General features: G+C 49.7%; 12 protein-coding genes and 1 riboswitch. Of the genes, 7 read left to right on the top strand and 5 right to left on the bottom strand.

Going from position 1 to position 14,418, the window contains the following annotated elements:
- Positions 1-94: 94 nt before the first annotated feature.
- Positions 95-676, top strand: a complete 582-nt coding sequence (locus GJQ69_RS04230) for a manganese efflux pump MntP (protein ID WP_086035918.1) — start codon at positions 95-97, stop codon at positions 674-676.
- 6 nt (positions 677-682) lie between these two features.
- Here GJQ69_RS04230 and GJQ69_RS04225 read toward each other — a convergent pair whose 3' ends face one another.
- The gene (locus tag GJQ69_RS04225) at positions 683-1,735 is read right to left on the bottom strand and encodes a helix-turn-helix transcriptional regulator (protein ID WP_086035919.1); all 1,053 of its coding nucleotides are present in this window, start codon (positions 1,733-1,735) and stop codon (positions 683-685) included.
- 281 nt (positions 1,736-2,016) lie between these two features.
- Between GJQ69_RS04225 and GJQ69_RS04220 the strand changes: the two genes are divergently transcribed.
- Positions 2,017-3,360, top strand: coding sequence for a butyryl-CoA:acetate CoA-transferase (locus GJQ69_RS04220; protein WP_086035920.1), 1,344 nt, complete (start codon positions 2,017-2,019; stop codon positions 3,358-3,360).
- A gap of 69 nt (positions 3,361-3,429) precedes the next feature.
- Here the strand turns inward: GJQ69_RS04220 and GJQ69_RS04215 are convergent, their stop codons facing one another.
- From GJQ69_RS04215 to GJQ69_RS04200, 4 genes are all read right to left on the bottom strand, one after another.
- The gene (locus tag GJQ69_RS04215) at positions 3,430-3,795 is read right to left on the bottom strand and encodes a DUF6483 family protein (protein ID WP_086035921.1); all 366 of its coding nucleotides are present in this window, start codon (positions 3,793-3,795) and stop codon (positions 3,430-3,432) included.
- Positions 3,796-4,144: 349 nt separating this feature from the next.
- Positions 4,145-4,984: a 3-hydroxybutyryl-CoA dehydrogenase gene (locus GJQ69_RS04210; protein WP_174193045.1), complete on the bottom strand. Its 840-nt coding sequence runs from the start codon at positions 4,982-4,984 to the stop codon at positions 4,145-4,147.
- A 48-nt stretch (positions 4,985-5,032) separates the two neighbouring features.
- Positions 5,033-5,809 (bottom strand): enoyl-CoA hydratase-related protein, encoded by a 777-nt coding sequence (locus GJQ69_RS04205; RefSeq protein ID WP_086035923.1) that lies wholly within the window; start codon positions 5,807-5,809, stop codon positions 5,033-5,035.
- A gap of 39 nt (positions 5,810-5,848) precedes the next feature.
- Positions 5,849-7,033, bottom strand: coding sequence for an acetyl-CoA C-acetyltransferase (locus tag GJQ69_RS04200; RefSeq protein WP_086035924.1), 1,185 nt, complete (start codon positions 7,031-7,033; stop codon positions 5,849-5,851).
- Between the two features lie 720 nt (positions 7,034-7,753).
- Here GJQ69_RS04200 and gltX point away from each other — a divergent pair.
- The 5 genes from gltX (at position 7,754) to GJQ69_RS04175 (ending at position 14,380) form a co-directional block, all read left to right on the top strand.
- Entirely contained in the window at positions 7,754-9,226 is a 1,473-nt protein-coding gene (gene gltX / locus GJQ69_RS04195; RefSeq protein ID WP_086035925.1) for a glutamate--tRNA ligase, read from the top strand.
- Between the two features lie 76 nt (positions 9,227-9,302).
- The gene (locus tag GJQ69_RS04190) at positions 9,303-10,997 is read left to right on the top strand and encodes a glutamine--tRNA ligase/YqeY domain fusion protein (protein ID WP_086035926.1); all 1,695 of its coding nucleotides are present in this window, start codon (positions 9,303-9,305) and stop codon (positions 10,995-10,997) included.
- Between the two features lie 149 nt (positions 10,998-11,146).
- Positions 11,147-11,262: riboswitch (FMN riboswitch) on the top strand.
- Positions 11,263-11,438: 176 nt separating this feature from the next.
- Positions 11,439-12,527 (top strand): bifunctional diaminohydroxyphosphoribosylaminopyrimidine deaminase/5-amino-6-(5-phosphoribosylamino)uracil reductase RibD, encoded by a 1,089-nt coding sequence (gene ribD / locus GJQ69_RS04185; protein ID WP_086035927.1) that lies wholly within the window; start codon positions 11,439-11,441, stop codon positions 12,525-12,527.
- Entirely contained in the window at positions 12,527-13,177 is a 651-nt protein-coding gene (locus tag GJQ69_RS04180; RefSeq protein WP_086035928.1) for a riboflavin synthase, read from the top strand. Before ribD ends, GJQ69_RS04180 begins: the two co-directional genes overlap by 1 nt.
- 3 nt (positions 13,178-13,180) lie before the next feature.
- Positions 13,181-14,380, top strand: coding sequence for a bifunctional 3,4-dihydroxy-2-butanone-4-phosphate synthase/GTP cyclohydrolase II (locus GJQ69_RS04175; RefSeq protein WP_086035929.1), 1,200 nt, complete (start codon positions 13,181-13,183; stop codon positions 14,378-14,380).
- Positions 14,381-14,418 lie beyond the last annotated feature (38 nt).

Raw genomic sequence — 14,418 nt, 5'->3', positions numbered from 1 at the left:
ATATATCTATATCGAATTTCCACATAAAAGGAATTGACAAATGATATGTCACCTCCTATGATAAAGAAATAAGTCCCTTTTAAGGAGGATTTTTATGGATTATGTTTCCCTTATCGGCATTGCCGTAGGGCTAAGTATGGACGCCTTTGCTGTCAGCCTGGCAAACGGCGCTGTTACCCGCAAAGTGCGCCCCGCCTTTGCATTGAAAGTTGCCGGATGCTTTGGTCTGTTTCAGTCCCTAATGCCAATTATCGGCTGGCTGATTGGCAAGGCCGGCGCTTCCATCATCAATGCGGTGGACCACTGGATTGCGCTGATTCTGCTTTCTATTATCGGCATTCAAATGCTGCGGGAGGCACACAAATGTCACGGCGGTGAAGCCTGTCTGCAGGACAACATTCCGACCAGAACGCTGCTGGTGCTTGCGGTAGCCACCAGCATTGACGCGCTGGCCACCGGCATTCTGCTGCCCAGTGCGGTAGGTGCCTCCACCACACAGTTGATGCTGCTTTCTGTCTGTTTAATTGGCGTTGTGACACTGGTTTTATGCTATATCGGTGTATATATCGGCAAAAAATTCGGTGACCGCTTTACAGGCAAAGCACAGATTATCGGTGGATTGGTCCTGATTGGCATTGGCATCAAAATCTTTGTAGAACATATGTGGTTCTCGTAAAGCGTTTCAGCTGTCCGTTTCCTGCGGCGGCTCTTCCTCACCGCCTTCTTCCGGCACGGCAAGCCGATATAAGCTATACAAATCACGAATGCGGTGGCGCATTTCGTCCCGCACATAAGTCGGCGACAAGACTGTCAGCCGCGCGCCGCACTGCAGCAGCCATTCATACAGACCCTCACTAACACGGACCTGTACATGTGTGGTGAATGTTTCTCCGCTGCTTTCCAGCACCTCTGCTTCCGAACCAAAACGGTCTGTCAGCACGTCCAACAGACTGCTGTCACACCGCAGCAGCAGCTGTTCCACCTTGCCGCCATACAAATAGAACGCACTGTGCAGATAGTCCGCTGTATCGAAACGTTCACGGTACGGGGTAACCTCTGAAAAAGGACGGACTGGCTTTTTCAGCATCTTGGCTTTGTACATGCGATCCAACCGATAGTTGCCGACCGTGTTGTATTTTTCGTAATTGCCTGCCAAATAATAGTGGTCGTTTTTCCAAAAAAGAGCATATGGACTTAAGACAAACTGCCGCCCGTCATTCAACTGGATATGGTTATTTTTCAGCGTTCTGTGGTAGTACCAAAAGGAAACTTTTCTTCCCTGCGCGATTGCCCGATGCAGAACGTCAATACTGCAGCAGATTTCTGTATTTTGCTGTTTACAGCTAGGGTCATAATAGATTTGTTTCTGCAGTGCGGCACGTTCCCGCCGGTTTACCAATGTCTGTAATTTTTCGGTAAGCTGTTCTGTCATATCCGCTGTTAAAAACGGGGCTGCATCCACTGCATCAATCAGAATGCGCACCTCGGCTGTATTCAGCGCACGGGAGGTAAGATAATAGCCGGCGTACGGTGTACGAGTAAACACAATCGGGTATCCAAACCGGCGCAGAGCCGCTATATCCCGCCCAACCGCTTTTCTTGCACAGACAATTCCCCTCCGTTTCAGTGCCAGCAGAATGCGACGCATGGGCAGTGGATGTTCCGGTGAAGCCTCCTGCCTTAAAAATTGCAGCACTATCAGCAGCCGCTCATTTTTTCGTTCTGTCAAAGACATATTTTTCACCCTATTCCAGGAAATAAATGTTTGCTCTTTTTATTGTACGGCAGCGCTGCATTCATGTGCAAGGACTAAAAATATGTTCGACAAAATGCCATAAAGAGCTTCGCTTTTTTGTATAAAAAGGTCGTGCTTTTTTTACAAATATAGAACAATTCGATAAACGGATTGTTGTCTTTTGTGTAAAAAAGTGCTATAATATAGTTACTTTATTAACAAGCAGCGCAGTTCATCTGCAACGCAATTTTTGCTTTAAAAAAGAAAGGCAGTTGATATTCATGAGTTTTCAAGAAGAATATGCACAAAAACTGACGACCGCTGACAAAGCGGTACAGGCTGTCAAATCCGGCGACTGGGTGGACTACGGTTTTAACTGCGGTACCGTACACGATTTGGATATTGCTTTGGCAAAATACATTCCAAACCTGAAGGACGTAAAAGTTCGTGTCGGCATTGAAATGGAAACACCGAAAATTTTTGATGTTCCGGACGCGCAGGACCACTTTTCCGTTTATTCCTGGTTCTACACAGGTTCCGAGCGTCACTATGCTTCCAAACGATTCATTACCACCGTGCCGCACCGCTTCTCTGAAATGCCCGGCTACTACCGCAATGAGCTGCCGCCCATCGATGTAGCAATGTGCCAGGTTTCTCCCATGGACAAACACGGCTACTTCAGCTTTGGTCCTTCCGGTGCTATGCAATACTCTGTCTTCCAGCGTGCAAAGCACATCATCGTGGAAGTGAACCCGAAGCTGCCGCGCTGCCTTGGCGGTTATCAGGAAAGTGTTCCGATTTCCAAAGTTGACGCGATTGTAGAAATGCAGGATCCATATGTGCGCTGTATGCCGGACTCCAAGCCTTCCACCGAAGTGGATTTGGCCGTGGCAAAACAGATTGTCAAGATGATTCCAAACGGCGCCTGCCTGCAGCTGGGTATTGGCGGCATGCCGAACACTGTTGGTTCCCTGCTGGCAGAGTCTGACCTGAAGGACCTGGGTGTTCATACAGAAATGTATGTTGATGCCTATGTTAAAATGGCAGAGCGCGGCATCATCAACGGCAGAAAAAAGAATGTCAACCCGGGTATGCAGGTCTACGCATTTGCTTCCGGTCATCAAGAAATGTATGACTATTTGGATGATAACGCCTCCTGCATGGCAATGCCGGTTGACTATGTCAATGACCCCCGTATCATCGGTCAGCATGATAATATGATTTCCATTAACAATATCGTAAATATCGACCTATATGGCCAGGCAAACGGTGAATCCAGCGGCTTCCGCCAGATTTCCGGTGCCGGCGGACAACTCGACTTCGTACTGGGTGCTTATCTCTCCCACGGTGGTAAAAGCTTCCTGTGCTGCTCCTCCACTTTCATGGACAAACAGGGCAAGGCTCACTCTCGTATCCTGCCGGTACTGGAGCCCGGCTCCATTACAACGGATACACGTCCCAACACACAGTATGTCGTAACAGAATTCGGCATGGTTAACCTGAAAGGTGTTTCCGCCTGGGGCCGTGCTGAAAGACTGATTAGCATTGCTCATCCGGACTTCCGTGAACAGCTGATTAAAGCTGCTGAGAAACAGGGCATCTGGCGCAGAAGCAATAAAATTTAATTAGGCCATCCATTCATTTATTTGTTCATAAAAAACGACTCCCGAAGCGACTGTTTCGGGAGTCATTTTTTATGCCGGCAATGTAATGTTGAACCGATGAACAAGCTCTTTCATACCGTCAGCGATTTCTGACCTCTCAAAGTCTGCCGCATCCAGTTCTGCATCAGTTTTTTGGTTTAACTTCATATAAAAGTCAATACCCATTTCCAGATATCGATAATTGCGGGTATCCATTTTTTCGTACAGAAGGTCCTCCGCCTCATTCAGCCGGTTCTGCTGCCACAGTGTTTTCAGTTCCGCATACAGTGCATTCACATTTTTATCCCGCTCATGCTCCAGCGGAAGATAATTGGGTGTTTCCTTATTGAAGATGATTTTTGCCAGCAGCTTTGCGTCAACGTCAATCTGTTTCTCTTCCCAGTCATTTTCCAGCATTGCATTTACCCCTTGCCTTTTTATTCTCATTTTTTATTATAACACAGAAAAATCCGGCTGCAAGGATTTCTCTTCACAGCCGGATTTTTATAGGAATTTCTCTTCCGCAGCAGTAGGAGCTGCTTGATGCCCCATCGTCATCTACCAAAAAGTCTTCTGTATGTCAACAGCAGCTTGGAACAATCCGACAGGGACAATACCTGCCGCGAAAGTGTTCATTGCATGAATCCGATGAATATAGGAGAAGAAACTTATGCCTAATGGATATGCTCGACTTCACATAGCGCCAGAACAGCACGGGGAAATTTCCGTTACACGTTACATGGAAACAAAGTGCTTCGTGTAAAACTTACTTCGTGTAGTCGTAGAAGCCCTTGCCGGACTTTCTGCCAAGCAGGCCGCCACGGACCATCTTGCGCAACAGCGGAGCCGGACGATACTTGGAATCGCCAGTCTCGTTGTACAGGACTTCCATAACATCGAGGACGATATCGTTGCCGATAAGGTCGGACAGAGCCAGCGGGCCCATCGGATGGTTTGCACCCAGCTTCATAGCGGTATCAATATCCTCAGCAGTAGCAGTGCCCTCGGACAGCACAACAATGCCTTCGTTAATCATCGGGACCAGGATACGGTTAACAACGAAGCCAGGAGCTTCCTTAACCTGTACCGGAGTCTTGCCAATTTCCTTGGAAATTGCCTTAACCTTCTCGACAACCTCGTCCGGGGTGTTGATGCCGGCAATAACTTCGACCAGCTTCATAACAGGAGCCGGGTTGAAGAAATGCATACCAATAACCGGATGCTTGATGCCATGGCCAATCTCTGTGATAGACAGAGAAGAAGTATTGGAAGAGAAGATGCACTCGGGTTTGCAGAGTTCGTCCAACTGTTTGAAGATACCCTGCTTAATGTCCATCTTTTCCAGAGCAGCTTCAACAATCAGATCACAGTCAGCAGCAATTTCATTTGTGCCGGTTGTGACTTTTGCAAGGATAGCATCCTCGCGTGCCTGATCCATTTTGCCCTTCTTTACCAGATGATCCAGGCTCTTCTGGATCTTGCCCTTGCCGCCTGCAGCCCATTCGGGTTTCACGTCGCAAAGACGAACTTCATAACCATCTGTCTGAGCAAAAGCCTGTGCAATTCCGGAGCCCATGGTTCCGGCACCAATAATGCCAACGATCATGAGAAAATCCTCCAATCAAGATTCAAATTTTTTAGAAATGTGCAACAATTACTTGTTGATAAACGGATCGTGCTTCCGCTTCTCGCAGAAAGCAGTCATCGCGTTGTGCTGGTCCTGTGTGCCACAGCATGCAGCAAACATTTCCGGCTCAAAAGAAGCTGCCGTATCAATATCCATCTGCAGGCCCATGTTAATGGCCTTCTTGCACTGACGGACAGCGATAGGTGCATTGCCGGCAATACGCTGAGCCATCTTCATGGCCTCATCCATAAGCTGGTCTAACGGGTAAACGGCATTGACCAGACCCACACGATAAGCATCGTCAGCCTTAATATTGCGGGCAGTATAAATCATTTCCTTGGCCTTGCCTACACCAATGGTACGGGCAAGACGCTGTGTGCCGCCAAAGCCGGGGGTAATGCCCAGACCAGCTTCAGGCTGTCCGAAAACAGCGTTGTCAGCAGCAATGCGGATGTCGCAGCTCAGGGACAGCTCGCAGCCGCCGCCGAGTGCATAACCGTTGATTGCAGCGATAACAGGCATCGGCAACTTTTCAATTTTACGGAAAACATCGTTGCCGTTTGCGCTGAATGCGCGGCCCTCTGCAGGGCCCATGGTGCTCATGGCACCAATATCTGCGCCAGCAACAAATGCCTTTTTACCAGCACCTGTAACGATTACGCAGCGGGTCTTGTCCGCATCAATAGCGTCAACGACAGCTTCCAAGTCAGCCAGCACTTCAGGATTTAAGGCGTTGAGGGATTTCTCGCGGTCGATGGTGATAATGCCGACAAAGTCTTTCTGTTCATATTTTACATAGCTCATTATTAACAGCCCTCTTTACAATACAATTCCAGAAAGAGATTATTCGTATCTCTTAACGATTGTAGCAACACCCATGCCGCCGCCAACACACAGAGTAGCCAGACCATACTCGCTCTGTCTTCTCTGCATTTCGTACATCAGGGTTGTCAAGATACGGCAGCCAGAGCAGCCAACCGGATGGCCCAATGCGATAGCGCCGCCGTTGACGTTGACCTTGTCCATATCGAAGTTCAGTTCGCGGCAGACTTCGATGGACTGTGCAGCAAATGCTTCGTTTGCTTCGACGAGGTCCATATCCTTTACGGACATGCCACTGTGTTTCATAACTTTCTTGGTTGCGTCGATCGGGCCCAAGCCCATGTAAGCCGGATCAACACCAGCAGAAGCACCGTCAATCCAAAAAGCCAATGGCTTGACGCCCAGCTCTTTGGCCTTTTCTTCTGTCATTACGACAACAGCGGAAGCTGCATCGTTGATGCCGGAGGAGTTAGCAGCGGTAACAGTGCCGCCCTCTTTGAAGCAAGGTTTCAAACCGGAAATGCTTTCAGCAGTAATGCCAGCACGCGGGGCTTCATCCTTGTCAATCAGAACGGTCTTCTTTCTCTGCTTGACTTCGACCGGAACGATTTCATCGTTGAACTTGCCGGCAGCAAGAGCCTTCTGGCACTTCTGCTGGCTGTTTGCGGAGAATTCATCCTGCATCTCACGGGTGATACCATACTTCTCAGCAACATTTTCAGCAGTGATGCCCATAGGATAATGATGGAAAGTATCCCACAGACCATCGTTCTGCATGGAGTCAATGAGAACACCGTCGTTCAGGCGATAGCCAAAACGTGCTTTTTTCAGCAGATAAGGAGCGTTGGACATGTTCTCAGCGCCGCCGGCGACAATAATGTCAGCCTGGCCAGCCTGAATGAGGCCTGCAGCAACGTTGATGCTCTTCAGACCGGAGCCGCACAGGTTGTTCAGTGTGAAAGCAGGAGTGCTAATCGGGATACCTGCATAAACAGCAGCCTGACGGGCAACGTTCTGGCCGATGCCGCCCTGGAACACGCAGCCCAGGATAACTTCATCAACAGCCTCTGCTGGAACACCGGAACGCTTCAGAGCTTCCTTAACTACGATAGTAGCCAGTTCAGGGGTGTAGGTATTCACGAACATGCCGCCCATTTTTCCGATAGGCGTACGGCAGGCACCTGCTAATACGATTTTTCTAGACATCTTTGTTTCCTCCATTCATTTATATGGCTTTGCTTTATAATAGGCTGGTTTGGCCGCCCGATTTACGGGTTCGGCAACGCAGCTTCTTAACACAAGTTAAATATATCACAAACGGATGCCGAATGCAAGGATTTTGTTAAAGTTTTAGCAAACTTTTTACAAAGTTTTCACGAAAATTACGCATTCGGTCCCCCGGCTTTCGTCTAAATGCTTATTGCTTACTATATCATATTTTCTTCATTCTGTCCCGTATTTTTAAAAAAGTTCTAAAATTTTTAATAAATAATCAGAAACAATATCTTTTTATTTGCTTTTTTTAAGAGAAAGTCCGACCACTTGTGTAATTTTTCTATAAGAACGATTTATTTTTAGGCATTTACACAATTTATCTGTATGAGAAGTTGGATTTCGTGCTCTTTTGCCTTTTTGGCATTGTTTTTTTGCCGGCTGGCACAGAAAGCCGCCTGTCCCTTGTTTTGGAATACGTAAAGGTCCTACCTTTTTATAGGCAGGTTATAGGCAGGACCACTTCCTGATTACAAAAATGAAAATATCCGCATTTTTCTGCGGTAAACAGACTAAGTTTTGTGTTTTCTCCTATGCCGCATCTGCCAGAGGAAAAAGTACCTGAGAGCTGCCGAAATAGCTGAAATATAAGATTGCACTGTGTGTCCTTTTTCGGTATAATAGAAAGACGTACATGAAAAGGGGTAATTTTTTATGGAAAAACAGACTGTCAGGACCCGCTTTGCACCAAGCCCCACTGGTTTTATGCACGTGGGAAACCTGCGCACTGCCCTGTTTGAATATCTGATTGCAAAGTCACAGGGTGGCACCTTCGTTCTTCGGATAGAAGACACGGACCAGGAACGTTTCGTGGAAGGTGCCACGGACGTTATTTATCATACACTGCAGCAGGTAGGCCTGCAGCACGACGAGGGCCCAGACGTCGGCGGCCCTTACGGTCCCTATGTGCAAAGCCAGCGCAAAAACATCTACCTGCCCTATGCGCAGCAGCTAGTAAAAGAAGGAAAAGCATACTACTGTTTCTGCAGCAAAGAACGTCTGGCTACCCTGCATGATGAAAACGGTCTGGGCGGCTATGACCGCCACTGCCGCAACCTGCCCCAGGCAGAAGTGCAGCAGCTCCTGCAGTCCGGCAAGCCATGGGTCATTCGACAGAAAATGCCGCTGGAAGGCAGCACCTCCTTTACGGACAGCGTGTTTGGCACCATCACCATTGAGAACAGCGAGCTGGAGGACCAGATTCTAATTAAGTCAGACGGATACCCGACCTACAACTTTGCCAATGTCATTGACGACCACCTGATGCACATTACGCATGTGGTGCGCGGCTGTGAATACCTGACTAGTACACCAAAGTACAATCTGCTGTATGAAGCCTTTGGCTGGCAGGTGCCAACATATATCCATCTGCCGCTGATTATGGGCCACAACCCGGACGGTAGCACCAGCAAGCTTTCTAAGCGCCATGGCTCCACCGGTTTTGCCGATTTGGTCAAAGAAGGCTACTTGCCGAAGGCAATCATCAATTATATTGCTCTGCTCGGCTGGGCTCCAAAGGACACGCAGGAACTGTTTACCCTTCCCGAACTGGAAAAAGCGTTCTGCATTGACGGTATCAGCAAAAGTCCGGCTATCTTTGATTATGACAAGCTTGCGTGGATGAACGGCGAGTATATTAAGAAAATGCCAAAAGAAACCTTTATTCAGAAATCCATGCCTTACTTCCGCGAGGTATTCGGAGATGCTGAAAAGGACTGGACCATTCTGGCGGATATGCTGCAGCCGCGTGTGACTCGGCTGCCGGAGATTCCAGGAATGCTTGCTTTCTTCAAAGAACTGCCGCAGTATGATGCTGACCTGTTCATCAACAAAAAGAGCAAAGCAACCATGGACAACGCCCCCGTTATGCTGAAGGCCGCACTGGAGGACCTGACTGCCCTTTCTGACTGGAGTGTGGATTCCCTGCACAGCAACCTGCTGAAGCTTGCCAAAACACTGGGTGTAAAGAATGGTACTCTGCTGTGGCCTGTGCGCATCGCGGCGGCCGGTCAAAAGGTAACCCCCGGCGGTGCCATGGAGATTCTCTCCCTGCTGGGAAAGGAAGAATCTTTGCGGCGGCTGCAGGCCGGCTTTGAAAAAGCAGAAGCGGCAAAAACGACTGCTTGATTTTACAGCAAACTGCCTATCCTATATAAGTATATAAAAATAATGGACAGGCGGGCAAAATACAGGAGGAACTTTCATGAGTGAAACCAATGAAACCCGCCCTGCCGAAGAAACAGGCAGCGGCAATTTCATTCATACCTTTATTACAGAAGACATTGCAAAAAACGGCCGCTTTGCCGGACAGCGTGTACACACCCGCTTTCCGCCGGAACCGAACGGCTATCTGCATATTGGTCATGCCAAAGCGATTTGCGTGGATTTCGGCACCGCAGAAAAATTTTGCGGTCTGTGCAACCTGCGCATGGATGACACCAACCCGACCAAAGAGGGCACCGAATATGTCAACGCTATTCAGGAGGATATCCACTGGCTTGGCTTTGATTGGGGCAGCCGCTTCCATTATGCTTCCGACTACTTTGACACGATGTATGAACTGGCCGTTAAGCTGATTCAAAAGAGTCTCGCCTATGTGTGTGAACTGACACCGGAGCAGATGCACGAAAACCGCGGTGACTTGACACATCCAGCAGTCAGCCCATACCGGGACCGCCCAACAGCGGAGAATCTGGACCTGTTTGCCCGCATGAAGGCCGGCGAGTTTGAGGACGGCCGTATGACACTGCGCGCAAAAATCGACCTCACCTCCGGCAACTTTAACCTGCGTGATCCTGTGCTGTACCGCATCAACCATATGCCCCACCACCGCACCGGCGGCAAGTGGTGCATTTACCCCATGTATGACTTTGCCCACCCGATTGAGGACGCCATTGAGGGCATCACCCACTCCCTGTGCACACTGGAGTTTGAGGACCACCGTCCATTGTACGAATGGGTGATTAACAACATCGACCTGCCGGCAAAACCGCGTCAGATTGAGTTTGCCCGTCTGGGCATTAATAATACCGTTATGAGCAAGCGTAAACTGCGCAAGCTAGTGGAGGGCAACTATGTAACCGGCTGGGACGACCCCCGTATGCCCACCCTGTGCGGCCTGCGCCGCCGTGGCTTTACGCCGGCCTCTATTCGCACTTTCTGCGAACGCATCGGCGTTTCTAAGGTAAATTCCACTGTAGAGTATGGTTTCCTGGAACACTGCCTGCGTGAAGACCTGAACCAAACGGCACAGCGCACCATGGCGGTTCTGCACCCGATTAAGCTGGTGCTGACTAACTACCCTGCCGACAAAACGGAAACCTTTGAGATGGAAAATAACCCGGAGCGTCCGCAGGATGGCTCCCATACTGTTACGTTTTCCCGTGAGTTGTGGATAGAAGCGGGCGATTTTCTGGAAATGCCGGTTAAAGGTTATCGCCGGCTTTTCCCTGGGAATGAAGTTCGTTTGAAGGCCGCCTACATTGTGCGCTGCACCGGCTGTGAAAAGGCGGAAGACGGCAGCGTTACAACCGTATATGCTGAGTATGACCCTGCTACCCGCGGCGGAGATACGCCGGACGGCCGCAAGGTGCGCGGCACAATCCACTGGGTAGATGCTAAAAACTGTGCCGATGCGGAAATCCACCTGTACGGCAGCCTGTTTACAGTACCGGAGCCGGAACAGGAGGACGACTTCTTAAAAGTTTTGAATCCGTCTTCTCTGGAAGTACTGCCGAACTGCAAAGTGGAACCCACCCTGCAGCAGGCAGACGCAAAGACACCGTTCCAGTTTATGCGGGAGGGATATTTCTGCTTTGATAAGGATTCCACCCCGCAGCACATGGTCTTTAACCGTTCTGTTTCTTTGAAGGACAGCTTTAAGCCGCGTAAAAAATAAAATCCTTTTGGCGCCCCGGCCGGATTTTGTGTGGCTTTCGGGGCGCTTTTTGCACATTCCTATGGAATTATATTCTTTTTTCAAAAAATTATATTGACATTTTCACAAAGATTGTCTATACTATAACATAGTTCAACAAACTGAATAGGTAAAATCTTCAGGGCAGGGTGCAATTCCCTATCGGTGGTAAAGCCCACGAGCCGCAAGGCATGATTTGGTGAAATTCCAAAGCCGGCAGTAAAAGTCTGAATAAAAGAAGAGTAAAGCTGTGTGAAAATAGGTCTGCCTGTATTTCATACGTTTATTTGTCCTGGAATGCGCTGTCATTCCAGGACTTTTTTGTATGTGCCGCAGCAGGATATCCTTGCACGCCGTCAAAAACTGTCATACCCTGAATGGTCAATTCTATTCAGGGCATTTTTATACATGAGGTGATTTTTCATGACGGATGAAGCGTATATGCGTTTGGCCCTTTCCCTTGCCAAAAAAGGCAGTGGAAAAGTGGACCCGAACCCAATGGTCGGCGCCGTTATTGTAAAAGACGGGCGCATCATTGGGCAGGGATTCCACCAAAAGTACGGCGGGCTGCACGCCGAGCGCAACGCGCTGGCTGACTGCACAGAATTGGCCAGCGGCGCAACCCTTTATGTCACACTGGAACCCTGCTGTCACTGGGGCAAAACACCACCCTGTACGGACGCGGTTATTCAAAACGGCATTCGCCGCGTGGTGGTCGGCTCCCCTGACCCGAACCCGTTGGTAGGCGGAAAGGGTGTGCGCATTCTGCGGGAACACGGCATTTCGGTAACGGAAGGCGTCCTTCGGGAAGAATGTAACCAGCTCAACGAACCATTTTTCTATTTCATTCAACATCATGTTCCTTATGGTATTTTAAAGTATGCCATGACTATGGACGGAAAAATAGCAACTGCGACCAGCCTTTCCAAGTGGATTACTGGAGAAGAAGCCCGCGAGCAGGTTCATCGGGACCGGAACCGCTATACGGTCATTTTAGTGGGTGTCGGCACTGTGCTGGCGGACGACCCACTGCTGACCTGCCGACTGCCGGAGGGCGGACAAAATCCAGTGCGCGTCATCTGTGATACACATCTGCGCACACCGCTCACCGCAAAGGTGGTGACAACAGCCGGTCAGGTCCCCACACTGCTGGCAACCTGCTGTGCGGACACGCAACGACAGGAGCCCTATCGCAAAGCCGGGTGTGAAATCTTACAGATACCGAAAAAAAACAGTCATGTGGACCTTGCCCAGCTGATGCAGGAGCTGGGTCGACGAAAATTGGACAGCGTTATTGTAGAGGGCGGTGCGGAACTAAATTGGTCCGCCCTGCAAAGCGGCATCATAGAGAAAGTACAGGCATATATCGCGCCAAAGCTTTTCGGCGGTGCCGCCGCAAAATCCCCCATTGGCGGTACGGGCGCTGCTTCACCGCAGGACGCCGTCCGTCTCTCCCCGCCCACGATTACCCGTCTGGGTGATGACCTGCTGCTGGAAAGCCGGGTGCTGTGATGTTTACAGGAATCATTGAAGAAGTGGGTACTGTACAGGCTATCCGACAGGGTGCCGCTTCCGCATCCCTGACAATCCGCGCAGACAAAGTGCTGCAGGGCAGCCATCTGGGCGACAGCATTGCAGTAAACGGCGTTTGTCTGACCGTAACCGCCCTGTCCCCTACCACCTTTACGGCAGACGCTGTACATGAAACCATGAACCGCACTTCTTTCCATCTGCTGCATCACGGCAGTCCAGTTAATCTGGAACGTGCCATGGCTGCAAACGGACGCTTCGGCGGGCACTTGGTGACAGGCCATGTGGATGGCACCGGAACAGTAACTTCTGTATCCCGTGACGACAACGCTGTCTGGTACACCATTCGTGCTGGGAACGAGCTTCTGCGGTATATTGTGGAGAAAGGTTCCATCACCGTGGACGGTATCAGCCTGACCGTAGCCAATGTGACAGGCACTGATTTTTCCATTTCCGTCATTCCTTTTACAACGGCACATACGACGCTGCAGTACCTGCGGCGCGGCAGTACCGTTAATTTGGAAACCGATATCATCGGGAAGTATACAGAAAAATTTTTGAACCTTTCCCCACCCAACCACTCCCACAAAAATATAGTTTACCAGGATTTGAAATACAGAATGGAGGATTAACGTATGTTTGAGTTCAGCACGATTGAAGAAGCACTGGAAGATTTGAAACAGGGAAAGCTTATCTTAGCCACAGACGACCCGGACCGGGAAAACGAGGGTGATCTAATTTGTGCAGCCCAGTTTGCGACAACTGAAAACGTGAATTTTATGGCTTCTCATGCCAAAGGGCTCATCTGTATGCCCATGAGCAACGAGATATGCGATAAACTGCTGCTGCCGCAGATGGTCAGCAACAACACCGACAACCATGAAACCGCTTTCACAGTGTCCATTGACCATGTCAGCACCACCACCGGTATTTCTGCCGAGGAGCGTGGCATAACTGCCCGCAAATGTGTGGAAGACGATGTTCATCCGGAAGACTTCCGCCGCCCAGGCCATATGTTCCCGCTGCGTGCCAAAAAAGGCGGCGTGCTGGAACGCAGCGGTCACACGGAAGCAACCGTAGACCTGCTGCGCCTTGCTGGCCTGAAACAGTGCGGCTTGTGCTGTGAAATTATGCGTGAGGACGGCACCATGATGCGTACCGCCGAACTGAAGAAAATGGCACAAAAATGGGGCATTAAATTTATTACCATTAAAGCACTGCAGGACTACCGCAAAAAGCACGATAAGTTGGTTGAGTGCGTTGCAAAGGCAAAACTGCCCACTAAGTACGGCAACTTTGTAGCCTACGGCTATGTCAATGAATTAAATGGAGAACATCATGTGGCGCTGGTAAAGGGTGACATTGGCGACGGCAAGAACCTGCTGTGCCGCGTTCATTCCGAGTGCCTGACCGGAGATGCCTTTGGTTCGGCCCGCTGTGACTGTGGCCAGCAGCTGGCCGCCGCCATGCAGATGATTGAGCAGGAAGGCCGCGGTATTCTTCTGTATATGCGGCAGGAAGGACGCGGTATTGGCCTTATCAACAAGCTGCGTGCCTACGAACTGCAGGACCAAGGTATGGATACTGTGGAGGCAAACCTCGCCCTCGGTTTTGCCAGTGACCTGCGTGAATACTATATCGGCGCGCAAATCCTGCAGGACCTCGGCGCAAAGACGTTGCGCCTGCTGACCAACAACCCGGACAAGGTTTATCAGCTGGAAGACTACGGTATGAAAATCATCGAACGAGTGCCAATACAGATTCCTGCAAACCACTATGACCTATTCTACCTGCAGACGAAAGAAAAAAAGATGGGCCATATTCTCAACTACTGAACTTTATGAAAAGAACGGTGCGATAAAGTAAAGATATA

Origin of the sequence: Caproicibacterium lactatifermentans (assembly GCF_013315815.1) — a bacterium.
In the GTDB taxonomy this organism is placed as follows: Bacteria; Bacillota; Clostridia; order Oscillospirales; family Acutalibacteraceae; genus Caproicibacterium; species Caproicibacterium lactatifermentans.
This window is presented reverse-complemented; position numbering and strand designations above follow the sequence as displayed.